Source organism: Actinoallomurus iriomotensis (assembly GCF_030269445.1).
In the GTDB taxonomy this organism is placed as follows: domain Bacteria; phylum Actinomycetota; class Actinomycetes; order Streptosporangiales; family Streptosporangiaceae; genus Actinoallomurus; species Actinoallomurus iriomotensis.
The window spans coordinates 899,046-921,188 of record NZ_BSTJ01000002.1 but is presented as its reverse complement, the minus strand read 5'-3'; the positions used below and the strand labels follow the sequence as shown (position 1 = coordinate 921,188).

The following is a 22,143-nucleotide window of genomic DNA, read 5'->3' as shown; positions in this document are numbered from 1 at the left end:
GAAGATAGGGAGAGAACGAATGAGCACGAACGAACGACGCGTACGCGTCGGGCTGGTCGCCGGAGGACTCGGGACGTACTGGCCGCAGTTCCCCGACCTGCTGCCGCAGCTGCGGCGGTCCGCCGAACGCGTGTCGGAGCGCATGGGCCTGCTGGGCGCCGACGTCGTCGACGCCGGCTTCATCTCCGACGAGCGCGAGGGCGCCGCGGCGGCGGAGAAGCTGCGCGCGGCGGGCTGCGACCTCATCGTCGGGTTCCTCACGACGTACATGACCGCGACCATGCTCGTGCCGATCGCCCAGCGCAGCGGTGCGCCGGTCCTGCTGATCAACCTGCAGCCGACCGAGTCGATGGACCACGAGACGTTCGACACCGGGCAGTGGCTGGCCTACTGCGGCGCCTGCCCGCTGCCCGAGATGGCCAACGCGTTCCTGCGCTCCGGCATCCCGTTCCGCTCGGTCTCGGGGTACCTGGAGGACGAGCGGGCCTGGGACCGGATCGCGCGCTGGGTGCGGGCGGCCGGCGTGCGCGGGGCGCTGCGGCACGGACGGCACGGCCTCATGGGCCACCTGTACCCGGGCATGCTCGACGTCGCGACCGACCTGACGCTGGTGCCGGCCCAGTTCGGCGGCCACGTGGAGGTCCTGGAGTTCGACGACCTGCGGGTGCGGGTGGAGAAGGTCACCGACGCCGAGGCCGAGGCCAAGAGGAAGGAGGCCACGGACGTCTTCGCGCTGGACGAGTCGGTGAACGAGGAGGACCTCGGCTGGGCGGCGCGCGTCGCGGTCGGCCTGGACCGGCTCGTGGAGGACTTCGGGCTGGACAGCCTCGCGTACTACCACCGGGGCCTGGACGGCGAGGTGCACGAACGGCTCGGCGCGGGCATGATCCTCGGCGCCTCGCTGCTCACCGCGCGCGGCGTCCCGGCGGCGGGGGAGTACGAGCTGCGCACCTCGCTCGCCATGCTGATCATGGACCGGCTCGGCGCGGGCGGCTCGTTCACCGAGTTCCAGGCGCTGGACTTCGAGCGCGGGCACGTCGAGATGGGCCATGACGGCCCGGCGCACCTGGCCATCAGCGACGGCCGGCCGCTGCTGCGCGGGCTCGGCGTCTACCACGGCAAACGGGGCTACGGCGTGTCGGTGGAGTTCGACGTCAAGCACGGCCCGGTCACCGCGTTCGGCCTCCGGCAGGGACGTGACGGCCGGTTCGCGTTCGTCGTCTCGGAGGGCGAGGTCGTCGACGGCCCGCTGCTGCGGATCGGCAACACCACCTCACGCGTGGACTTCGGCGCCGACCCGGGGGAGTGGACCGACGCCTGGAGCGCCACCGGCATCTCCCACCACTGGGCACTCGGCACCGGCCACCGGATCGCCGACCTCCGCGCCCTCGCGGACCTGATGGACGTGGAACTGATCGACGTCCGGCCTTAGGGCCTGTCTCAAAGCCCCGCTGTCCTACTGCGCTACGGACGGGGACTTTGAGACAGGCCCCCAGCGCCGGTCCAACGGAGTCGGGGGACTCGAGCACCAGGAGACGAAGTGATGACTGTCTTCGGCACGTCCGGATTCCTCCGCAAGGCCACGACCGCGGCCGGAATCCTCACCGGTACGGTCGCGCTGACCTCGTCGGTCAGCGCGCCGGCCGGCGCGGAGCCGCCCGGCTCCGTCACGGCCGCCGGCCTGCGGGCCGACGGCCTGAGCTCACCGCTCGGCATCGACGACCCCGCTCCGGCGCTGAGCTGGCGGCTCGCCTCCCACGAGCGGGGCGCGGCGCAGACCGGTTATGAGATCCGGGCCGCGAGCAGCGAGAGCCGGCTGGCCCACCCCGACCTGTGGGACTCCGGCCGGGTCGCCTCGACCGCGGTCGGCGCGGCGTACGGCGGCCCCGCGCCGGGTTCGCGGTCGCGCGTCTTCTGGCAGGTACGCGTCTGGGACGGCCACGGCCGCGCGTCCGCGTGGAGTACGACGGCGCACTGGGAGACGGGCCTGCTGAAGCCCGGCGACTGGACGGCGAAGTGGCTCGCCAACCCCGAGTGGACGGGCCGGCAGCCCACCCCGGTCGCCGTCTCCCTGCCCGCACAGACCGCGCGGTACGTCCGGCTGGACGTCACCCGGCTGGGACTGCCGATCAAGGAGGGCTGGCCGTACAAGGTCTCGCGGCTGCAACTCGCCGAGATCGCGGTCACCGACGCCTCGGCTCCCGGCACGGACCTGGCGCTGGGCGCGCCGGTGACGGCGACGGACGTCTACACCGCCCCGGGCCAGTGGGAGCCGCGGTTCGTCACGGACGGTTCGCTGACCACGGACAAGGCGCCGTTCGGCTACACGAGCCTGGAACACCAGGACCAGGACCTGACCACCCCGATCGACGTCACGATCGACCTGGGCGCGGCGCGGCACTTCGACCGGATCCTGCTCTACCCGCGGACCGACACGCTGACCGACGACGGCAGGACGCCGAACTTCCCGGAGAACTTCACCGTCCAGGCCTCCGGCGACGGCACGGCGTTCGCCACGGCCGCCACGGTGAAGGGGCAGGAGGCGCCGCCGCCGATGCACGGGCGGCCGGGCGCGCTGCCGGTCTTCGCCAAGGACTTCGCGGTGACCCGGAAGGTCCGCAGCGCGCGGCTGTACGCCACCGGGCTCGGCGTGATCGACGCGTCGGTCAACGGCCGGCCGGTCGGCGACGCGGTCCTCGAACCGCCGAACACGGACTACGCCGATCGCGTCGTGTACTCCACCTACGACGTGACCCGCCTGCTGCGCCACGGCGCCAACCGCGTGAGCGTCGACGTGGGCAACGGCATGGCGAACGTGCCGTCCACGCCCGGCCGGTACGAGAAACTCACCCGGTCCGACGGCGCGCCGGAGTTCCTCGGCCAGCTGGAGATCACCTACACCGACGGCAGCCGTACGACGATCGCCACCGACTCCTCGTGGCGCACCGGGCTCGGCGCGACGACCTTCACCAACTGGTACGGCGGTGAGGACTACGACGCGCGGCGCGCGCCCGGCGACTGGACGGCCCCCGTCGAGGTGGCCTCGCCGACGAAGGCGCTCACCGCCCGGGCCGACCCGCCGATCGAGGTCACCCAGACCCTGCACGCGAAGAAGATCAGCGAACCGAAGCCCGGCGTCTACGTCGTCGACCTCGGCACGAACTTCGCGGGCTGGGAACGGCTGCGCGTCAGCGGCCCGGCCGGTACGAAGGTCACGATGCGGCCGGGCGAGCTGCTGAACTCCGACGGAACGGTCAGCCAGGCCACCACCGGCTCGCCCATCTGGGACACCTACACGCTGTCCGGCGAGGGCGTGGAGACCTGGCATCCGCGCTTCGCCTACCACGGCTTCCGCTACCTGCAGGTCGAGGGGCTGCCCGCCGCGCCGGACGAGGACACCGTGACCGGCCTCGTGCTGCGCGCCGCCAACGACACCGCCGGCACGTTCACCAGCTCCAACCCGCTCATCAACAACATCCACACGATCATCGACCGGGCGATCCAGAGCAACATGTACTCCGTCCTGACCGACTGTCCCCATCGGGAGAAGCTCGGCTGGCTGGAGGAGGACAACCTCGTCTTCGGCTCGGTCGCCCGCAACTACGACGTCGCCGCCTACTACCGCGAGCTCGTCCGCAACATGGCCGAGGCGCAGACCGCCGACGGCCTCGTGCCGGACATCGCACCGGAGTACACGGTGTTCTCCGGCGGCTTCCGCGACGACCCGAACTGGGGCGGTTCGCTCGTCCTCGCGCCGTGGCAGCTGTACGAGACCTACGGCGACACCGCGACGATGCGGGCCTACTACCCGAACATGCAGCGGTACCTGGACTACCTGACGTCCAAGGCGACCGGCGACCTGCTCGACTACGGCCTCGGTGACTGGATCACGTTCGACGACAGCACGCCCGTCGGCGTGACGGCCTCCTTCGGCTACTACCGGATCGCCTCGGCCATGAGCGGCATCGCCCGGGTGCTCGGCAAGGCCGACGACGCGCGGCGCTACGCCGCGCTCGCCACCCGCGTCGGCGCGGCGTTCAACGACAAGTACCTCAAGAGCGACACGTACGCGTCCGGCAGCCAGGCGAGCGACGCGCTCGCGCTCGACATGGGCGTCGTGCCCGCCGACCGAAGGCAGGCCGTCCTCGACCACCTGACCGCGAGCATCAAGGCGAACGGCTACCACCTGACCGTGGGAGAGATCGCGCTCCCGTCGGTGTTCCGCGTGCTGTCGGCGGCCGGCCGGGACGACCTGATCTACACGGTCGCCACGCAGACCGGCAACCCGAGCTACGGCTACCAGGTGACGCACGGCGCGACGTCGCTCACCGAGAACTGGGACGGCCCCACGTCCGGCAACTCCCAGAACCACTTCATGCTCGGCGCGATCGACGAGTGGTTCGGGTCCGGGCTCGCGGGCATCGGCCAGGCCGACGGCTCGGTCGCGTTCGAGCACCTGCGCGTCCGCCCGGCCGTCGTCGGCGACCTGACCCACGCGGCCGCCTCGTACGAGACACCGCGGGGCACCGTCGCCAGCTCGTGGAACCGCTCCGGGAGCACACTCCGGCTCGACGTGACCGTCCCGCCGGGCGCGCCCGCGCGCGTCGAGGTCCCGCTGCTCGGCGGTACCGGCCGGCCCCGGGCCACGCCCGGCGCCACCTGGATCGGCGTCCAGGACGGCCGCGGCGTCTTCGAGGTCGGCTCCGGCCACTGGACCTTCACCGCGACGGCGGCGTAGCCGCCGTCGCGCGGCCGTACCCATGGTGTCGTTCCCGCCGGCGCCGTCCGGCGGCACCACAGAGACGAAGTCCCCATGACCACGAGGATCCGGCAGGCCGCCGTCGCCGCCTGCACCGCGCTGCTCACCCTGACCGCCGCGCCGTCAACGGCCTTCGCCCAGGCCGAGACGGCGGGCGGCGCCGCCTGGGTGGGCACGTGGACGGCGAGCCCCATGCCCCATTCCAGCGACGAGACATCCGAGAACGGCTTCACGGGCCAGACGATCCGCGAGGTGCTGCACACGAGCGTCGGCGGGGGGCTACTGCGGCTCCGCCTGACGAACACCTTCGGCACCGCGCCGCTGACGGTCGGCCGCGTCACGGTCGCGCTTCCCGGCGGGCCCGGCACGATCCGGCCGGACACCGCCCGGACGCTGACGTTCGGCGGCGGCCGGTCGGTGACGATCCGGGCGGGCGCGCGGACGGTCAGCGACCCGGTGGCGCTGCCGGTCGGCGCCGACGGCGACGTCACCGTGAGCCTCTACCTGCCCGGCGCGACCGGGCCGGTCACCTGGCACCGGCAGAGCATGGAGACGACGTACGTCTCCGGCGCCGGGGACCACACCGGCGATCCGGACGCCGCGGCGTTCCCCACCCGGCTCGCGTCGTTCTTCTTCGTCGACGGGCTCGACGTGACCCCGGCCACCGCCGCCCGAGGCGCCGTCGTCACGTTCGGGGACTCGATCACCGATGGGGACCAGTCCACCGTCGACGCGAACAACCGGTACCCGAACTTCCTGGCCCGCCGCGAGCTCGCGCTGCCGCCCGGCCGGCGGCAGGCGGTGCTGAACGCCGGGATCGGCGCCAACCGGGTGCTGAACGACTCGCGGCTGGGCGGGCCGAAGGCCCTCGACCGGTTCGACCGCGACGTTCTGGGTCAGACCGGCGTCCGTGACGTGATCCTGCTGGAGGGCATCAACGACATCAACTTCCCGTGGTTCGGGTCCGAGCCGGACGCCCAGCCGACGACGCCGGTGACGGCCGGCCAGATCATCGCGGGGTACGAGCGGCTCATCGACCGGGCGCACCGGCACGGGCTGCGCATCCTCATCGGCACGATGATGCCGGTGCAGGGCTCCTTCTACTACACCGCCGCGGGGGAGGCCGAACGCCAGGACGTGAACCGCTGGATCCGCGGCCAGCGGCGCGCCGACGGCGTCATCGACTTCGACCGGGTGATGCGCGACCCGGCGAATCCGCTGCGGCTGCTTCCCGCCTACGACAGCGGCGACCACCTTCACCCGGGTGACGCCGGGTACCGGGCCATGGCGGCGGCCGTCCGGCTCGACTGCCTCGGTTCCGGTGCGCACGCGGCGGCCGGCGGAACCGACTGCACCGGCTCGCCCGCCCCCTGACCGGTGCTGTGGCCGGGCGGGCCGCGCGCCTCCGCGGTGGTGCGGACCCGGCTGATCGACGACCTGCTCGGCGCCGCCCTCGCCGGCGGCGCCCGGCAGGTGGTGCTGCTCGGCGCGGGGTATGACAGCCGCGCCTACCGGCTGCCGGCCGCGCGCCGTGCGACGGTCTTCGAGGTCGACCATCCCGCGACCCAGGAGCGCAAACGCCGCCTGGTCGAACGGGCCGTGCCGGCCGGCGAACGCGCGCACGTCCGCTTCGTGCCGGCCGACCTGAAGGAGGCGGACCTCGCGTCGCTCCTGCGGGACGCCGGCGTGCGCCAGGAGCGTACGGCGGTGGTGTGGGAGGGCGTGACGAACTACCTCGACGCGCGCTCGGTCGACGCCGCCTTCACCGCCCTCGCCGGGGTGACGGCGCCCGGCAGCCGCGTCATCTTCACGTACATGGACCGCCGGGCGCTGGACGGGTCGGGCACGTTCACCGGCATCGCCGAATGGGCCGCCTCGGTCAGCGCCGCCGGCGAGCCGTTCACCTTCGGTCTCCTGCCGGACGAACTGCCGGGCCACCTCGCCGAGCAGGGGCTGAGCCTGGTCATCGACCGTTCGGCCCGAGAGGCGGCGGCGGACTACCTCGCGCCGCTCGGCCGGGCCGAACCGGCCGCGCCGTTCTACCACGTCGCCGAGGCGGAGGTGCCTAGTGCCGAAGGTCAGCGAGGAGCACCGGCGGGCGCGCCGCCAGGAGATCCTCGGCGCCGCCGCGCGCTGCTTCGCCCGCGCCGGATTCCACCGGACGACGATCCAGGACATCGCCGTGGAGTCCGGGCTGAGTCCCGGCCTGGTCTACCGCTACTTCGCCGACAAGGACGCCGTGATCACCGCGATCGCCGCCCAGTGGCACGAGGACCAGGCCGGGCTCCTGCGCGCGGACGGAGCCGTCGGTGACCTCGTACCCGGCTATCTCGACCTGCTGCGGTCCCTGGCCGCTCCCGCCGAGCGAGAGCGGGTGCGCCTGGGCGTGCAGATCTGGGCCGAGGCGCTGCGCGCGCCGGAGGTGGAGGCGGTGGCCCGCGCGGGGGTGGACGCCCCGCGCGAGGTCGTCGCACGCCTCGTGCGCGTCGCGCAGGACCGCGGCGAGCTGCCCGCCGGGCTGCCGCCCGACGGCCTCGCCCGGGTGTTCATCGCGATCTACCAGGGGCTGGCCCTGCAGACCGCCTGGGACGCCGGGCTGGACAACGACGCGTACGTCCGCGCGGTCGAGGGGCTGGTGTCGCTGCTGACCTCGTGAAACGGCTGTGAAGGACATCCACTAAGGTTCTCTGAGTAACTCAGGAAATCTGTGAAGGAGTGCTTCATCGTGGCCAAGCTGGAGATCATCGTCGCGAGCACCCGTCCCGGGCGGGTCGGCCTGCCGATCGGCCAGTGGGTCGAGAAGGAGGCGGCGGCGCACGGCGGTTTCGCCGAGGTCGAACTGGTCGACCTCGCCGAGGTGAATCTCCCGTTCATGAACGAGCCCAACCACCCGCGGCTCCGCCGGTACACGCACCAGCACACGCTCGACTGGAGCGCGAAGGTCGACGAGGCGGACGCGTTCGTCTTCGTCATGCCGGAGTACAACAGCGGCATCAACGCGCCGCTGAAGAACGCCCTCGACTACCTGAACCACGAATGGCACTACAAGCCGGTCGGCCTGGTCAGCTACGGTGGCGTCTCGGCGGGAGTCCGTGCCGCCCAGATGGTCAAGCAGGTGGTGACGACGCTGCGGATGACCCCGATCTTCGAGGCCGTCGCCATCCCGTTCGTCACGCAGTTCTTCGACGAGGAGGACAACCTCGTGCCGAACGACATCATGACCGCGTCGGCCAAGGCGATGTTCGACGAACTGGTCCGGGTGGCCGAGGCACTCCGCCCGCTGCGTGAGCCCGCCGAGACGAGATGAGAGAGGGCCATGGCCGACGTTCACCGGGTCTGCCGGCGTTACCACGCCGCGATCGAGCTGATCGGCGCTCGCTGGAGCGGAGCGATCCTCCGCGTCCTGTTCACCGGCCGGCACCGGTACGCCCAGATCAAGGCGGCGGTGCCGGGCCTCAGTGACACGATGCTGGCCGAGCGCCTGCGCAGTCTGGAGGCCGACGGCCTCATCGAGCGGCGCGTGATCCCGTCCTCACCGGTCCAGGTCGAGTACCACCTGACGGACAAGGGCCGTGACCTCGAACCGGTGCTGGACGCGGTGATCTCCTGGGCGCACAAGTGGATCGAGCTACCGGACGACGCGCACGCCCCGGCCGGCTGAGCGCCGCTCCGGAATGGCACTGGCGCCGGCGCCGGCGGCGGTGAACCGCGTGACCGGGCCGCGCCGTGCCATGACCGTCGCCTGGGCGAGCACGATCGCGGTCAGGGCGCCGATGACCACGTCGTACGGCGCGGCCGGCACGCGGGCGTGGACCATCGACAGGTGGCCGAGGAGCAGCAGGATCATGCTGCGGCCGATCACGGCGATCGCCGAGATGAGCCGCTCGTCCCTCCGCACGCCCCGGTCGGCCGCCAGGGCGCGGATGAGGGCGAGGGCCACCGCGAGGCAGACGGCCTCGGCCGCGAGCAGCGCGCCGGCCGGCCGCCGCGTCGCGGCCAGGATCAGCGCGGTTCCGGCCGTCCAGCAGCAGGCGCTGAACACGCACGTCCACCCGCGGCCGTGGCGGACCAGGAACGTGCGCTTGCCGAACATCGCGTCGCCGCGGACGTCACGGAAGTCCTTCAGCAGGATCCGGCCGACGAATCCCGCGTACAGGCCCGCGAGCAGCAGCAGGTCCCCCGGGCGCGGGACCTCCCGTACGGCGAACACGCCCAGCAGGTACGGGACCGCGACGTAGCACGCCGGCAGCATGAGCGAGGCCACCGCGCCCCGCTCGGCGAGGCGTACCGGGCGCAGTGAGTAGCCGGCGCTCAGGGCCAGGCCGGCGACGGTGACGACGACCGCCGGCCAGCGCAGCGTCGCGCTCACCGCGAGCGCGCCGGCGGCCCCGACCACACCCGTCACCACGAGGTCGCGGCGGCTCGCCGCGCCGGTCACCAGCGGGCGGCGCACGTCGCCCGGCAGGTTCACCCGGTCGATCGCCTCGTCGGCGAGGTCGTTGCACGCGACCGAGAAGATGAGGAAGCCGGCGACGACGGCCAGCACGCGGACCAGGAGCAAACGGTCCTCGCCGTGCCCGGCCTGGGCCAGCCCGGTCGCGGCGAACAGCCCGAGCAGCATGACGACCGCCGGGCGGGCGACGAGCACGAGCAGGCGCAGACGGCGGATCATTTGTTGCTCCCGAAGCCGTTCATGATCAGTACGAGGGCGCCCATCACCACGAGGACGAGGAGGCCGTAGATGAACGCGGCGGTGATCACGGCGGCGGCCAGGCCGGCGATGCCGATCAGCACGGTGCGGGGCCACGACCGTCGGCGTGGCGGTGAAAGAGTTCCGGAAGGGTCCATGGACCCGAGCATCCGCCGCCGTGTCGTCGCTCGCCTGAGTACGATGGCTCGACTTCGGCTGGGTACTTCTACCTAATCGATGCCCTTCTCCAGGGCGTAGCGGACGAGCTGGGCCTTGTTGCGCAGCTGCAGCTTCGTCAACGTGTTGCGCACGTGGTTCTGCACCGTACGCGGCGACAGGACGAGCCGCTCGGCGATCTGCGGGTACGTCAGGCCCTTGGCGACCAGCCGCAGCACCTCGGTCTCCCGCGCCGTCAGCCGGGGCGTGTCCGGTGCCGGGCCGGCGGCGAGCCTGCGGTACTCCCCGAGCACCAGGCCCGCCAGCCCCGGCGTGAAGACCGCCTCGCCGGCGGCCGTCGCGCGCACCGCCGCGACGAGCTCCTCCAGCCGCGCGGACTTCACCAGGTAGCCCGTCGCGCCCGCGGTGACGGCGTCCAGGACGTCCTGGCGCTCGCCGCTCGCCGACAGGACGAGGATCCGAAGCGACGGCCCCCGCATCCGTGCGATGAGCTCCGCGCCGGAAAGACCGGGAAGGTTCAGATCGAGCAGGACCACCTGCGGGCGCGTCGCGGCGGCCACCCGCAGCGCCTGGGCTCCGTCGCCCGCCGTGCCCACCACCGCGAAACCCGCCTCGGTGAGGTCCCGCCCGACTCCGTCGCGCCACATCGGGTGGTCGTCCACCACCAGCACGCGAACGGGCTCGTCCGGCTCGTGTTCATCGCGTGACACGGAGCTCCACCTCGGTCCCCTGACCCGGCGACGACGTGACCTGGGCCGTACCGCCGGCGTCCCGCATCCGGCCCACGATCGACTGTGCCACGCCGAGGCGCCCCGCCTCCACCGCCCGCGCGAGCCGGTCGGCCGCGAACCCGGCGCCGTCGTCGCGGACGCTCACCGTCACGACGTCGCCCTCGTCCTCGACGAGCACCCACGCCGAGGCGCCCGCACCCGCGTGGCGGCGCACGTTGTCCAGCGCGGCGCCCACCGCCGCGGCGACCGCCTCCGCGGCGGCGGCCGGCAGCGGCACCGGGCCGGCCGGGCCGGAGACGGTGACGCGTTCGGCGGCGTACGGCTCCAGGAGGGCGCGCAGCTCCAGCTCTCCGGAGGCGGCGGCGGGCGGGGTCGCCACGAGCGTGCGCAGCGCCGTCTCGCCCTCACCGGCGAGCCGGCCCAGCTCCGCCGCCTCGCCGCCCAGCTCCCGGCCGCGCCGGCTCACCAGCGACAGCACCTGCAGCACCGAGTCGTGCACCTCGCGGGCGATCCGCTCCCGCTCGGCCGTGGCCGCCTCCAGCCGGGCCACGCGCTCCACGGCGGTCTCGGCGCGGGTGCCGAGGCGTACGACGTAGCCGCCGACCACCCCGGTGATCAGCAGGAGCACGACGCCGTTGAAGGTGTTCGGCGCGAGGGCCGCCCGCTCGACCACGTCGGCGGCCGAGACGGCCGCCGCCCCGGCCAGGCCCGCCCACGGGCCGCCGGTGACCGCGCAGGCGAGAACCGGCGCCGCCGCCCACGACACCGGCAGCGTCGGCGCGCCGTGGTCGATGTGGACGCCCGTGTCGACCCAGCGCGTGCCCAGGATCAGCGCCACCGCGACCAGGACGTCGGCGACGACGAACGCGCGGCGGCGCAGCGCGGGCCGCGCGTACCCGGCGGTCGCCAGGACGGTCCACCCGGCCATCGCCGCGAGGGCGAGCAGACCGCCCAGCGGGTGCGCGTAGCCGTGCCGGTGGCGGAGGATGAGCGCGACGGCGTACACGAGTGTGGCCAGGCGAAACGCCGCGGTGGCCCGCCACAGCTGCGCCACCACGGCCGAACGGGCCGCCCGGTCAGGCGTTCCAGGCCTCAGCGAACTCCGCCTGGTTGATCTTTCCGTCCTTGTCCTTGTCGGCGTGGGCCCAGATCGAGTCGATCTCGTCCCCGGTCACCTGCTGGCGGCGGGCGGTCATGGCGAGCTTGAACTCCACGGCGGTGACGTAGCCGTCCCCGTCGTAGTCGAATTCCTTGAACGTCGCGGCGGCGTCGTCGGGCGTGGTCACGGCGGGCTCCCGGTGCTCGGAGTACTGCGGCGTTCAGCATGAAAGCACACATTCGGGTCGACACACGCCGAAAACCCGGCGGCCGGTGGAAGACACCCACCGGCCGCCGGTCCGGGGTCGTCAGGTGCAGGGGCCCTCGTCGGACCAGACGTCGGCCGTGCCCGGCGTCTCACCCTGGGTCCACCACTTGGCCTTGTACGTGTGCTTGGAGTAGGTCACCTCCATGCCGCCCGTGTAGACGCTGGTGGCGTTCCAGGCCGGCGCCGTGCACGCGCCCGGCGGCGGGTCGGTGGGCGGGGGAGAGGCCGGCGCGCCGCCGAACGCCGCGGTGAACCTGGTGAAGTCCCAGGCGCCCTGCGTGACGCTGGAGCAGGTGCCGGAGGTCTGCCCGTTGTTGTCCGGCGGGCTGCACTGCCGGTCCCGGTTGACCGACCAGAACGTGAAGCGCGACAGGCCGTGCGAGGTGGCGTAGTTCAGCACCGCCTGGAAGTCGGCCTGCCGGAAGTACTCGCCGGTGTCGGAGCGCCCGTTCATCAGCGACACGCCCTCGTGGGCGTACGCGGTGGCGCTGCTCCAGCCGAACGTGTTCATCAGCGTCGAGTGGAAGCCCTCCAGTGCGCTGATCTGCGCCGCCGAGCCGTTGAACCCGCCGTCGAACGGCATGATCGCGTAGTTGGCCGGCGTGAAGCCCTGGCTCTTGGCCTCGGCCAGCAGTTGCTTGCCGAACCAGCCCGTGCCCTCGCCGCCGGTCGTGCCGGCCGTGGTGACCGAGACGTACAGGCCGGGATTGTTCTGCTGCAGGATCTTGGCCGCGCCGATCTCGTTGTGGATCGCGGTCGCGTTCTCGTACTCCGGCTCCTCCAGGTCGAAGTCGATCGCCTTGAGCGCGTACTTGCTGATCACCTGCTGGTACGCCGCCGCGGTCGAGGACGGGTCGCCGCAGGTCTGGCCGAGCTTCGTGCCGCCGTAGCCGCCGGCCGAGACGGTCACGTCGCCGCCGGCCGCCCGGATCCCGTCGATCATCGACTTGGCCTGCGTGTCGGAGGAGACGGCGTGGGTGCCGTCCCAGGTCGGGCTGCATCCACCGCCGTTCGGAGCGAGGATGAACGCGAGCTGGAACGACTTCTGCCCGGTCGCGCTCATCACCGGGCCGAGGTCGGGCGGGCTGTTGTCGAACGGCATGACGTACGGCGCCGCGCCGTACCAGTTGCCGCCGAGCGCGGCGGGTGCGGCTGTGTGCTCACTCGCGGACGCGGCGGTGACGCCGGTGACGGCCGAGGCCGTGCCGAGCGCCAGCGCGACCGCGCCGGCCGCGGCGGTCGCGGCGGCGACGAGCCCGCGCCGCCGTCCGGTCGTGGGTGCCTTCCATCGCATGGTCGCTTCTCCTTCGGGGGTGAACGTACGGACCGGCCGCAGTCCTGGCGGGGACCAACCGGGGGCGGAAGCGTTCTCTTAAGCTTCTCTTAGGAAACCTTCCTATTTGTTTGTCGTGAGAGTACCCCGCGCGAGGGCGTTTGCGGAGACCCCACTTTCGATTCCGGCGGACTGGCCCCGGTCCGGGTCACGAACAGCCGGCCGTACGCGATCGTCTCCGCCGTGCCCGGCAACCCGCTGGACCTCCGGGCCGGCACGCGGCTCGCGGACGACGGTTACCGGGTGCTGGTCGATCCGGGGCTCGCGCCGGGGCGGCACCGGCTAGAGATCCGCGCCCCCGGGATGGACCGGCTGCGGGCCCTGGTCGCCTCGTGAGGTCCGCCGGCGTACGGCGTCGAGGTAGGCGCTGATCGCGTCGCGGTTCCTCGTCAGGCAGGCGATCTTGTCGTCCATCTGCTCACGCTGGTGTTCGAGGGCGGCGATGAGGTCCGGGTCCGCGTCGCGTACGTGGATCGTGCACGGGTCGTCCAGGCACGGCAGGATCTGGCGGATGATGCTCGTCGTCAGCCCGGCGTCGAGCAGCCCGCGGATCTGCGCGACCCGGCCGACCAGGTGCTCGCCGTAGTCGCGGTAGCCGTTCGGCAGGCGCTCGGGGGTCAGGAGGCCCTGCTCCTCGTAGTACCGCAGCAGGCGTGCGGGGACGCCGGTTCGCTCGGTCAGCCGGCCGATCCGCACCCTGCCTCCCGGTGGACGTCTTGCCTTCACACTAGTGTGAACGTCCGAGCATGGGGCTCCACCCCGCGTGAGCGAGAGGAGGGGCGCCGCCGTCGGCCGGAAGCGGCCGGGTCAGTGCCGTCGGGCATGCGCGGTCAGCGACGGTGCCCGGCCACCCGTACTCTCGGCGGCATCCACGCCTCTCCCGAAGACGGAGACCTTGTGACGAAGCGAACCGATGGGCACGGCGGCGTTCTTCCGCCCGTGGCATCGACGAAGGTGGCGCCGTGAGCGTCGTGACCGCGCCGGCGGCGCCGGTGACCGTACGCCGGCCCGCGACCCTGGCCGTCCTGTCGGTGGCGCAGTTCCTCATCGCCCTCGACTACTCGATCATCTACATCGCCCTGCCGAGCATCGCCGCGGACCTCGGGCTCGACTCGGCGCTCGCGCAGTGGGTGGTCAGCGCCTACGCGGTGCTGTTCGCCGGATTCCTGGTCGTCGGCGGCCGGCTGACGGACCGCGTCGGCCCGGCCCGGCTCTTCATCGGCGCCATCGTCGCCTTCGGGATCGCCAGCGCGGTCGGAGGCGCGGCCGAGGACGGTGCGGTGCTGCTGGCCGCGCGCGGCGTGCAGGGGCTCGGCGCGGCACTGCTGCAACCCGCGGTCCTCGGGCTCATCGGCACGACCTTTCCCGCAGGTCCGCAGCGCAGCCGCGCGCTGGTGGTCTGGGGTTCGGTCGGGGCGTCGGGCCTGGCCGCCGGCGCCGTCCTCGGGGGTCTGCTGACGACGGCGTCGTGGCGGCTCACCTTCGTCGTGAACGTGCCGCTCACGCTCCTGTGCGCGCTCGGCGCCGCCGTGTGGATCGGCGTCGGCCGGGGGCGGCTGCCGGCCGGCCGCATCCCGGTGCTCGCCTCGGTGTTCGGCACGGGCACCGTGCTCACGCTCGTCATCGGTCTCAGCCTCGGGCCCGATCGCGGCTGGGCCTCCGCGCCGACGCTCGTCTGCCTCGGCCTGGCGGTGGTGCTGTTCGCGATGTTCGTCCGCAACGAGCGGGTCTCGCCCAACGTCCTGATCGAACACGTGCTGCGGCGCACGCGTTCGCTGCGGTCCGGTGCGACGGCCACGGCGCTGTACATGGCCAGCGTCGGCTCGGAGTTCTACCTGCTCACGCTGCTGCTTCAGACGACGAAGGGCTACTCGCCGTTCGAGGCGGGGGCCGCGTTCCTGCCGATGGCCGCGATGGTGACGCTCGGCAACACCGCCGCGGGCCGCGCCGTACGGCGGATCGGCGCCGACGGCGTACTCGTCGGCGGGTTCGCCATCGCCACCACAGGCCTGCTGTGGCTGTCGCTCGGCCTGAGCGGTCCCTCGTACGCCGCCGACCTGCTGCCCGGCCTGCTGATCAGCGGCTTCGGGCACGGAGTCATCTACACCGGGATGTTCATCATCGGCACCCACGACGTGTCGCCGGAGCACCAGGGCACGGCGGGCGCGCTGCTGACGACGTCCCAGTACCTCGCCGGCGCGCTCACGGTCGCCGTGCTGACCCTCGCGCTCGGCCCGTCACCGGACGACACGCGGTTCCGCGTGGCCTTCCTGCTCACCACCGCCGCTGCGGCGGCGGGCACGGTCCTCGCCGCCGCGATCCGCCGCAGAGGTTCGTCGACGTCCTAGTCACGGAGTTCTCTGCGGCGCGGGCGTGGTCCACGCGCGCACCTGCTCGGCCAGGGCGGTGACATGCTCCGGGGGCGTGGTCTTGACGATGCCGTGTCCCAGGTTGAACACGAACGGCCCCCCGCTCAGCGCGCGCAGGATGCGCTCCGTCTCGGCGTGGAGCGCAGGGCCGCCGGCGACCAGGAGCTGGGGATCGAGGTTGCCCTGCACGCAGCGGCCCAGGCCGCGCTGGAGTTTCCGCGCGGCCCATTCGAGGGGAACCGTGGCATCCAGGCCGATACAGTCCGCGCCGGTCGCCTCGGCGAAGCCGTCGTAGGCGAGCCCGGCGCCCCGGGGGAAGGCGATGACGGGAACGTCCGGATGCTGCGTCTTCAGCGCCGCGATGATGGTGGCGACCGGCTTGACGCACCAGCGTTCGAAGAAGGCGTCCGGGAGTATCCCGGCCCAGGTGTCGAACAACTGGACCGCTTCCGCGCCCGCCTCGATCTGGCGGTCGAGGAACTGGATGACAGCGGTCGTGAGCAGGTCGATCAGGGGCTGGAATCCATCGGGGTCGCTCAGCGCCCACTGCTTGACGGCGGAGTGCTCCGACGCGGCGCCGCCGCGTCCTTCGACCATGTAGGTGGCGATGGTCCACGGTGCGCCGGCATAGCCGATCAGGGCCGTCTCGGCCGGCAGGGCGCGGGTCAGCTGCCGGACCGTCTCATAGATCGGGGCCAGTTCCTCGTGGAGGCGGGAGACGCTCAGGAAGTCGGCCATGTCCGCTGCCGAGCGGACAGGAGGCGTCAGAACCGGCCCGTCGCCGGGCCGGTAGTCCAGGGTCTGACCCAGTGCGGCGGCGACCTGCGGAAGGTCCGCGAAGAGGATGGCGGCGTCGAGCGGGAAGCGGCGGATCGGCTGCAGGGTGACCTCGACGGCGTGCTCGGGCGAATTGCAGAGCCCCACCATGCCCCCGGCGGCCTCACGGACCCGGTGATACTCGGGCAGGTACCGCCCCGCCTGTCGCATCAGCCATATCGGCGGCCGCTCGGTCCGCTCTCCCGCGAGCGCGCGCAGAAGCAGCTTCTTGGACCGGACGCCGCCGGACACCGGCTTCGTACCGACTTCTTCCCGGGTACCGAGGTCCACGCTGTTCCATCCTGTTGAATCGCCCCGGGTATCGACGGGACTCGATGAGCAGACTCCAGCCCCCTGTAAAGGGACGTCGTCATCGTAGCGGCGCCCGGTCCGGGTGGCCCGGCGGGCGTCAGAGCCGAGCGGCGCCGGGTTCTAGGCCGACGGGGCGTCGGCCGTGGCGGCCATCGCCTCGGTGGCCTTCTCCGCCTCCTCGACGGTGTGCCGGCCGAGGCCGCAGGCCGTGGCGACCGCGTACGCTTCGCGGCCGACGGCGGCCTCGAACCGTCGCAGGCTCTCGGCGCCGCCCGCGGGGTCGGCCGCCGACACGATCCCGGCCATGATCCGCCACTCCGGGTCGAGCCGCCGCAGCGGCCGGTAGAACTCCTCGTTCCGCGGCGCGGGGTGGGCGCCGTACGCCGCCGGAAGGTGGACCGGCGGCAGCGGGCGTCCGCGGCGGCGCAGGGCGGTGGCCAGGAGGTCGAGGTAGGTGACGGCCGGGCCGAGGTCGCGCGGGGCGAACATCTCGGTGTTCTGGTAGTTGCCGTAGCACAGGTGCAGGATCGTCTCCGCGTCCGCGGGGAAACGCGCGAGCAGGGCGGCGACCTGCCGGGCCAGGAAACGGGCGCCGAGGGAGGGGCCGCCGGGCACCCGCCGGGCCATGTCCATGCCGATCAGCACGGAGGGCGTCTCCAGCTGCCACACGATGTCCGGGCCGGCCTCGGCGGTCAGCTCGGTCACCTCGTCCACGACCGCCTGGGTGAACACCGGCAGGTACCGCAGCGACAGCCATGGCCGGCCGGCGAACACGAAGATCGCCATGTCGAGCGGGTTGGGCAGGCTGATCTGCAGGCGGATGCCGTCCAGCTCGGGGTGTTCGGCGCGCACCGCGCGGAACTCCTCCAGCGCCTTCCGCAGCCGGTCCGTACGGCCCATGGAGACGTCCTCCGGGCGGAGCCGGTGGCCGCGCCGTACGCCGTAGGTGCGCATGTCCTCGTACGAGGCGTACTCGCCGGGACGCGTGACCTCGAACGCCGGTCGCCCGGCGAGGTCGCGCAGGTAGCCGACGACCCAGTTCGGATCCAGGTCGCAGGGCAGCGTCGTCAGCCGGTGGCCACGGCGTTGCTGGATGATCCATTCCATGGCCTGGCGGGGAGTGCCGCACACGTCCGCTGGCAGGCTGCCGACAAAGTGGATAGACCGGGACATGGCGCTACCTTCGCATAAATGGCTTCCGCTACTGACAGAAATCACAGAGTCACCCGTCCGAAATTCGCCGATGGAGGCGCGAGGCGTCTGAAATTCCGCCAGTCGCCTCGCCGGACCATGATCGAACATGTGTTTGAATCCGTCACGTAGACTGAGGTCATGAGGCTTGCGCTCCAGGGTTCGCTGCTGGACTGCGGCGACGAGATCGAGCTCGGCCCGCTCGGCTCGTCGGTGCGCCGCACGGTGCTCGACCGCAGGGCGTGGATCGACGTGCGGCCGGGCTGGGTGACCGGCTCCGACGCCCTGTTCGACCGCCTCGCCGGCTCCGTGCCGTGGCGCGCGGAGCGGCGGCACATGTACGACCGCGTCGTGGACGTGCCGCGCCTGCTGAAGTTCTACGGCGAGGACGAGGAGCTGCCCGAGCCGATCCTGCGCGAGGCACGAGACGCGCTGAGCGCGCACTACGCCCGCGAGCTCGGCGAACCGTTCCGCACCGCGGGGCTCTGCCTCTACCGCGACGGCGCCGACAGCGTCGCCTGGCACGGCGACCGCATCGGGCGCGGCAGTCGCGAGGACACCATGGTGGCGATCGTCTCGATCGGCGCGCCGCGCAGCCTGCTGCTGCGCCCGCGCGGCGGCGGCCCCACGCTGCGCCACGACCTCGGTCACGGCGACCTTCTCGTCATGGGCGGCAGCTGCCAGCGCACCTGGGAGCACGCCGTGCCCAAGACCGCCCGCCCGACCGGCCCGCGGATCAGCATCCAGTTCCGCCCCAGCGGCGTCCGCTGACGGCGCCGACGCGCGAGGGCCCGCGGCGGGGGACAGGCGGAGATTGCCGGATCCGGCCAATTTCCTCCGGCCGTTCCGGCCCTGTTCTTGCACCTGAGCTGGGAAAAGCGGTGAATCGACGATTTCACCGGCGCAGTTGGGACACTTTTCCACCTTTTCTAATACACCTTCGGAAGATATCTACTACCTACTAACGGGTATGCAACGCCGACCCGAAGGGAGAGAAGCACCCCGCCGCTTCACCCCCGCGGTTCCCTGCCGCCGCGATCCTCAAGCGCGAGCGCATCGCCCGCGGGAGTGCATCACAGTCCTCAGGTCTCCCCCTCCTTGGAGGATCACGTGGCACTACGCAAGCGCTCATCCCAGACGGCGCGTAAGTCGCGTTTCGCCGCCCTGTCCGCGGCGACCCTGCTGTGCGGCGCGCTCATGGCGGCCGCCCAGCCCGCCGGAGCCTCCGCCGACCCGGTCACCCATCCCGAACGTGACTGGCTGGGCTCGCAGGTCGCCAAGCACGAGCCGGGCTCCGGCCGCATGATCGTCCGGCCGAACGTCGTCCAGACGCCCGGCCTCGACGTGAGCGGCTGGCAGGGCAACGTCAACTGGGCCTCGGTGGCGGCCAACGGCGCCCGGTTCGCCTATGTCAAGGCGACCGAGTCGACCAACTACACCAACCCGTACTTCTCCCAGCAGTACACCGGCGCGTACAACGTGGGCATCGTGCACGGCGCCTACCACTTCGCCACGCCCAACACCTCGTCCGGGGCGGCGCAGGCCGACTACTTCGTCGCGCACGGAGGCGGCTGGTCCAAGGACGGCAAGACCTTCCCCGGCATGCTCGACATCGAGTGGAACCCCTACGGCGCCACCTGCTACGGCCTGTCCGCCGCCGGGATGGTGAACTGGATCCTCTCGTTCAGCAACGAGTACCACGCGAAGACCAGCCGCTGGCCGGTCATCTACACCGCGACCAGCTGGTGGAGCCAGTGCACCGGCAACACCGGCGACTTCTCCTCCACCAACCCGCTGATGCTCGCCAACTACAACGGCTCACCGGGCGCGATGCCGTACAACTGGAGTTTCCAGACCATCTGGCAGTACGCCGACTCCGGCGTCTTCCCCGGGGACCAGGACTACTTCAACGGCGACTACTCGCGCGTCCAGGCCCTCGCGAACGGCTGAGCGATCAGCCCGGGTTCCGTTCCGCCGGGCGTGCCTCGTGGGCACGCCCGGCCCGGCACGTCCTCCCCTGACCTCCGGCGTGAGCCGGAGCCCCGCCCCGCCGCCCCGGCGGCACCACACAGGAAGAGAGGCAGCGCACCCTCCGGTCGCGGCCGGAGTCCCGTGCGCGGACAAATCAGATGAACGAAAACTCGATCACCCGGCGCAACGCCCTGCTCGCCGGCGCCGGCGCGGCCTTCGCGACGGTCGGCCTGGCCGGGACCGCGCGGGCCGCCGGGCGGAGCACCGTACGGCCCGCCGCCCTGACGCCGGAGCAACAGGCCGGCCAGCGGGTCATCTACTCCTACTCGGGCACGACCGTCCCGCAGTCGCTGCTGGACGCGATCTCCGGTGGCCGGGCCGCGGGCGTGATCTTCTTCGGCGACAACATCAGCGGCCTCGACCAGATCGCCTCGGTCTGCGAGCAGCTGAACGAGGCCAACGCCGCCAGCCCGGTCGGGGCGCCGCTGCTGCTGATGACCGACCAGGAGGGCGGCCAGGTGCGCCGCCTGCCCGGCGGGCCGACGCTGTCGGAGAAGCAGATCGGCCAGTCGTCCGACCCGGTCTCGGCGGCGACCAGCGCCGGTGACGAGGCCGGCGCGCTCCTCGCGAGCGTCGGCATGAACGTCAACCTCGCCCCGGTGCTCGACGTGTACCGCACGGCCGGTGACTTCGAGGACCAGTACGGCCGCTCGTACAGCAAGGACCCGGCCGTCTGCGGGCAGCTGGGCAGCGCGTTCATCACCGCGCAGCAGCGGCACAAGGTGGCGGCGACCGCCAAGCACTTCCCGGGCCTGGGCTCGGCGACCAAGAACCAGAACACCGACTCCGCGCCCGTCACCCTCACCGCCTCCGCGTCCACGCTGCGCTCGGTCGACGAGGCGCCGTACGCGCCGGCGATCAGCGCGGGCGTCAAGCTCGTCATGCTGTCCTGGGCCACCTATCCCTCGCTCGACCCGAACTACCCGGCTGGGCTGTCGTCGACCATCGTCCAGAACGAGCTGCGCGGACGCCTCGGGTTCACGGGCGTCACCATCACCGACTCGCTCACCGCCGGCGGCCTGTCGAACTTCGGCACCACGGCGCAGCGCGCGGTCGCCGCCGCCAAGGCGGGCATGGACCTGCTGCTGGTGTGCGGGGAGAGCCCGACGTACGGCCAGAGCGCGGTCACCGGACTGGCCAACGCGCTGCGGGCCGGCACCCTCGGCCAGAGCGCCTTCGACGCCGCCCGCACCCGCGTCACCAACCTGCGTAACAGCCTGGCCTGACGGCGTGGCCGGGGGTCCGCGGACCCTCGGCTATTCGCCGGTCGTGCCGTCGACGAGCTCGCGCACGATGTCGAGGTGGCCCGCGTGGCGGGCGTACTCCTGGAGCAGGTGGAACAGGATCCGCGCGAGCGGCGGCGCCTGCTCCGGCTCGGTGAACCGGCCGCCGAGGCGCGCGACGTCGGTCAGCGCCGCGCCCGCCGCGAGCTCGCGCGACCGCCGTACCTCCTCGTCGTAGGCGGCCAGGATCTCGGCCGTCGGCGCGCGCACGCCGAACTCCTCGGCGTCGCCGCCGGCCGGCCACGGCTCGACGTCCTCGGCGGCGAACCCCCAGCGCATCCAGCGACGCTCGACCCAGCCGAGGTGCTGGACCAGGCCCAGCGGCGACCACCCCATCGGCTCGACGGGGGACCGCAGCCCGTCCTCGGACAGCCCGTCGATCTTGCGTCGTACGGTCTCGCGGTACCAGTCGAGGTAGCCGAGCAGCAGCTCACGCGGGTCGGAGACCTTCATGCCGGGCCCGTCGAGCGGGGCCGTCACCCACTCCGGCCGCGTCACCGCTCACCCGGCGTACGGGCGGGGGCCTCCTCGGCCGGGAACAGGATCGGGCTGAGCAGGTGCCGCGTGCGCTCCGGGGACGGGGCGTGCCTCATCCGCGGCACGATCACCTCGCGCAGCTCCTCGATCATCGCGGCGCGTTCCTCCTCGCTGAGCCAGATCGCGTGCTGACGGTAGCCCACGAGGTCGGCGACCGGGTCGGCGCCGTCCCGGTCGAGGTAGGCGTTGTACTCCGCGAGCAGCGTGGCCATGGCCACGGCGAACACCCGGCGGTGGTCCTCCACCGAGACCGACGCGGCGGTCTCGGCGTCGACGGCCGCCCGCGCCCGGTGCAGCCGGTACCGGCGTTCGACGGCGCCGCGCGTCCGGTGCTCGCCCGCGACCTCGAGCAGGCCGCCGTCGGCCAGCAGGCCGACGTGCCGGTAGACCGTCGCCTTGGAGACGTCGGGCAGCAGGTCGCACAGCTGTGACGTCGTCAGCGTCCGGCCGCCGGACATCGCGTGCACGATCCGCATCCGCACCGGATGCAGCAGCAGGTCCACGGCGTCCATGGACCGCATGATCTCACTTCTGATACCTTTCTCAAA

At 72.4% G+C, this 22,143-nt stretch carries 21 protein-coding genes and 2 pseudogenes; 12 read left to right on the top strand and 11 right to left on the bottom strand.

What is annotated here, in order from left to right; all coding sequences use genetic code 11:
* Positions 1–19 precede the first annotated feature (19 nt).
* The 8 genes and pseudogenes from QSK37_RS12900 (at position 20) to QSK37_RS12870 (ending at position 8,420) form a co-directional block, all read left to right on the top strand.
* A complete protein-coding gene (locus QSK37_RS12900; protein WP_285566244.1) occupies positions 20–1,432 on the top strand; it encodes an L-fucose/L-arabinose isomerase family protein in 1,413 nt (470 codons plus the stop codon).
* Between the two features lie 111 nt (positions 1,433–1,543).
* On the top strand, positions 1,544–4,738 hold the full coding sequence (locus QSK37_RS12895) for a family 78 glycoside hydrolase catalytic domain (RefSeq protein ID WP_285620060.1): 3,195 nt from the start codon (positions 1,544–1,546) through the stop codon (positions 4,736–4,738).
* Between the two features lie 75 nt (positions 4,739–4,813).
* Positions 4,814–6,133, top strand: coding sequence for an SGNH/GDSL hydrolase family protein (locus QSK37_RS12890; protein ID WP_285620059.1), 1,320 nt, complete (start codon positions 4,814–4,816; stop codon positions 6,131–6,133).
* A 3-nt stretch (positions 6,134–6,136) separates the two neighbouring features.
* Positions 6,137–6,751 (top strand): annotated as a pseudogene (locus tag QSK37_RS51720) (class I SAM-dependent methyltransferase); the annotation flags it as partial.
* Positions 6,752–6,827: 76 nt separating this feature from the next.
* Positions 6,828–6,953, top strand: a pseudogene (locus tag QSK37_RS51715) (TetR family transcriptional regulator); the annotation flags it as partial.
* Positions 6,954–6,998: 45 nt separating this feature from the next.
* On the top strand, positions 6,999–7,415 hold the full coding sequence (locus QSK37_RS12880; RefSeq protein ID WP_285620057.1) for a TetR family transcriptional regulator C-terminal domain-containing protein: 417 nt from the start codon (positions 6,999–7,001) through the stop codon (positions 7,413–7,415).
* 69 nt (positions 7,416–7,484) lie between these two features.
* Entirely contained in the window at positions 7,485–8,066 is a 582-nt protein-coding gene (locus tag QSK37_RS12875; protein ID WP_285620056.1) for an NADPH-dependent FMN reductase, read from the top strand.
* A gap of 9 nt (positions 8,067–8,075) precedes the next feature.
* Positions 8,076–8,420, top strand: a complete 345-nt coding sequence (locus QSK37_RS12870) for a winged helix-turn-helix transcriptional regulator (protein ID WP_285566236.1) — start codon at positions 8,076–8,078, stop codon at positions 8,418–8,420.
* Here QSK37_RS12870 and QSK37_RS12865 read toward each other — a convergent pair.
* The 7 genes from QSK37_RS12865 to QSK37_RS12835 all read right to left on the bottom strand — a co-directional run bounded on the left by QSK37_RS12865 (position 8,388) and on the right by QSK37_RS12835 (position 13,752).
* On the bottom strand, positions 8,388–9,431 hold the full coding sequence (locus tag QSK37_RS12865) for a UbiA family prenyltransferase (RefSeq protein ID WP_285620055.1): 1,044 nt from the start codon (positions 9,429–9,431) through the stop codon (positions 8,388–8,390). The two genes, QSK37_RS12870 and QSK37_RS12865, sit on opposite strands and share 33 nt — an antisense overlap.
* Positions 9,428–9,607, bottom strand: coding sequence for a hypothetical protein (locus QSK37_RS12860; RefSeq protein WP_285620054.1), 180 nt, complete (start codon positions 9,605–9,607; stop codon positions 9,428–9,430). Before QSK37_RS12860 ends, QSK37_RS12865 begins: the two co-directional genes overlap by 4 nt.
* Positions 9,608–9,679: 72 nt before the next feature.
* Positions 9,680–10,336 carry a response regulator gene (locus QSK37_RS12855; protein ID WP_285620053.1) on the bottom strand — a complete coding sequence of 219 codons (657 nt, stop codon included), beginning with the start codon at positions 10,334–10,336 and terminating at the stop codon, positions 9,680–9,682.
* Positions 10,323–11,453, bottom strand: a complete 1,131-nt coding sequence (macS, locus tag QSK37_RS12850) for a MacS family sensor histidine kinase (protein ID WP_285620099.1) — start codon at positions 11,451–11,453, stop codon at positions 10,323–10,325. Before macS ends, QSK37_RS12855 begins: the two co-directional genes overlap by 14 nt.
* The gene (locus QSK37_RS12845) at positions 11,434–11,643 is read right to left on the bottom strand and encodes an EF-hand domain-containing protein (RefSeq protein ID WP_285620052.1); all 210 of its coding nucleotides are present in this window, start codon (positions 11,641–11,643) and stop codon (positions 11,434–11,436) included. The genes macS and QSK37_RS12845 overlap by 20 nt, the downstream gene beginning before the upstream one ends.
* Positions 11,644–11,763: 120 nt before the next feature.
* A complete protein-coding gene (locus QSK37_RS12840; RefSeq protein WP_285620051.1) occupies positions 11,764–13,017 on the bottom strand; it encodes a carbohydrate-binding protein in 1,254 nt (417 codons plus the stop codon).
* Positions 13,018–13,338: 321 nt separating this feature from the next.
* The gene (locus tag QSK37_RS12835; protein ID WP_285620050.1) at positions 13,339–13,752 is read right to left on the bottom strand and encodes a MerR family transcriptional regulator; all 414 of its coding nucleotides are present in this window, start codon (positions 13,750–13,752) and stop codon (positions 13,339–13,341) included.
* 266 nt (positions 13,753–14,018) lie between these two features.
* On the opposite strand from QSK37_RS12835, the gene QSK37_RS12830 reads away from it, so the two are divergent.
* A complete protein-coding gene (locus QSK37_RS12830; RefSeq protein WP_285620048.1) occupies positions 14,019–15,404 on the top strand; it encodes an MFS transporter in 1,386 nt (461 codons plus the stop codon).
* Here QSK37_RS12830 and hemE read toward each other — a convergent pair whose 3' ends face one another.
* Positions 15,405–16,532: a uroporphyrinogen decarboxylase gene (hemE, locus tag QSK37_RS12825; protein WP_285620046.1), complete on the bottom strand. Its 1,128-nt coding sequence runs from the start codon at positions 16,530–16,532 to the stop codon at positions 15,405–15,407. It lies immediately after the preceding gene.
* Positions 16,533–16,673: 141 nt separating this feature from the next.
* Positions 16,674–17,726, bottom strand: a complete 1,053-nt coding sequence (locus tag QSK37_RS12820) for a uroporphyrinogen decarboxylase/cobalamine-independent methonine synthase family protein (RefSeq protein ID WP_285620044.1) — start codon at positions 17,724–17,726, stop codon at positions 16,674–16,676.
* Between the two features lie 159 nt (positions 17,727–17,885).
* On the opposite strand from QSK37_RS12820, the gene QSK37_RS12815 reads away from it, so the two are divergent.
* The 3 genes from QSK37_RS12815 to QSK37_RS12805 all read left to right on the top strand — a co-directional run bounded on the left by QSK37_RS12815 (position 17,886) and on the right by QSK37_RS12805 (position 21,001).
* A complete protein-coding gene (locus QSK37_RS12815; protein ID WP_285620043.1) occupies positions 17,886–18,515 on the top strand; it encodes an alpha-ketoglutarate-dependent dioxygenase AlkB in 630 nt (209 codons plus the stop codon).
* A 339-nt stretch (positions 18,516–18,854) separates the two neighbouring features.
* Positions 18,855–19,694: a lysozyme gene (locus QSK37_RS12810; protein ID WP_285566213.1), complete on the top strand. Its 840-nt coding sequence runs from the start codon at positions 18,855–18,857 to the stop codon at positions 19,692–19,694.
* 179 nt (positions 19,695–19,873) lie between these two features.
* Positions 19,874–21,001, top strand: coding sequence for a glycoside hydrolase family 3 N-terminal domain-containing protein (locus QSK37_RS12805; RefSeq protein WP_285620041.1), 1,128 nt, complete (start codon positions 19,874–19,876; stop codon positions 20,999–21,001).
* A 30-nt stretch (positions 21,002–21,031) separates the two neighbouring features.
* On the opposite strand, the gene QSK37_RS12800 is transcribed toward QSK37_RS12805, so the two are convergent.
* Entirely contained in the window at positions 21,032–21,556 is a 525-nt protein-coding gene (locus tag QSK37_RS12800; RefSeq protein WP_285620039.1) for a DinB family protein, read from the bottom strand.
* A complete protein-coding gene (locus QSK37_RS12795) occupies positions 21,553–22,107 on the bottom strand; it encodes a helix-turn-helix domain-containing protein (protein ID WP_285620038.1) in 555 nt (184 codons plus the stop codon). Before QSK37_RS12795 ends, QSK37_RS12800 begins: the two co-directional genes overlap by 4 nt.
* Between the last annotated feature and the right edge of the window lie 36 nt (positions 22,108–22,143).

Bases quoted from the DNA above. Each gene is read 5' to 3' on its own strand.
- QSK37_RS12820 (WP_285620044.1), bottom strand. From the start codon at position 17,726: ATGTCCCGGTCTATCCACTTTGTCGGCAGCCTGCCAGCGGACGTGTGC.
- QSK37_RS12795 (WP_285620038.1), bottom strand. From the start codon at position 22,107: ATGGACGCCGTGGACCTGCTGCTGCATCCGGTGCGGATGCGGATCGTG.
- QSK37_RS12865 (WP_285620055.1), bottom strand. From the start codon at position 9,431: ATGATCCGCCGTCTGCGCCTGCTCGTGCTCGTCGCCCGCCCGGCGGTC.
- QSK37_RS12815 (WP_285620043.1), top strand. From the start codon at position 17,886: ATGAGGCTTGCGCTCCAGGGTTCGCTGCTGGACTGCGGCGACGAGATC.
- QSK37_RS12900 (WP_285566244.1), top strand. From the start codon at position 20: ATGAGCACGAACGAACGACGCGTACGCGTCGGGCTGGTCGCCGGAGGA.
- QSK37_RS12840 (WP_285620051.1), bottom strand. From the start codon at position 13,017: ATGCGATGGAAGGCACCCACGACCGGACGGCGGCGCGGGCTCGTCGCC.
- QSK37_RS12805 (WP_285620041.1), top strand. From the start codon at position 19,874: ATGAACGAAAACTCGATCACCCGGCGCAACGCCCTGCTCGCCGGCGCC.
- QSK37_RS12860 (WP_285620054.1), bottom strand. From the start codon at position 9,607: ATGGACCCTTCCGGAACTCTTTCACCGCCACGCCGACGGTCGTGGCCC.
- QSK37_RS12870 (WP_285566236.1), top strand. From the start codon at position 8,076: ATGGCCGACGTTCACCGGGTCTGCCGGCGTTACCACGCCGCGATCGAG.
- QSK37_RS12890 (WP_285620059.1), top strand. From the start codon at position 4,814: ATGACCACGAGGATCCGGCAGGCCGCCGTCGCCGCCTGCACCGCGCTG.
- QSK37_RS12895 (WP_285620060.1), top strand. From the start codon at position 1,544: ATGACTGTCTTCGGCACGTCCGGATTCCTCCGCAAGGCCACGACCGCG.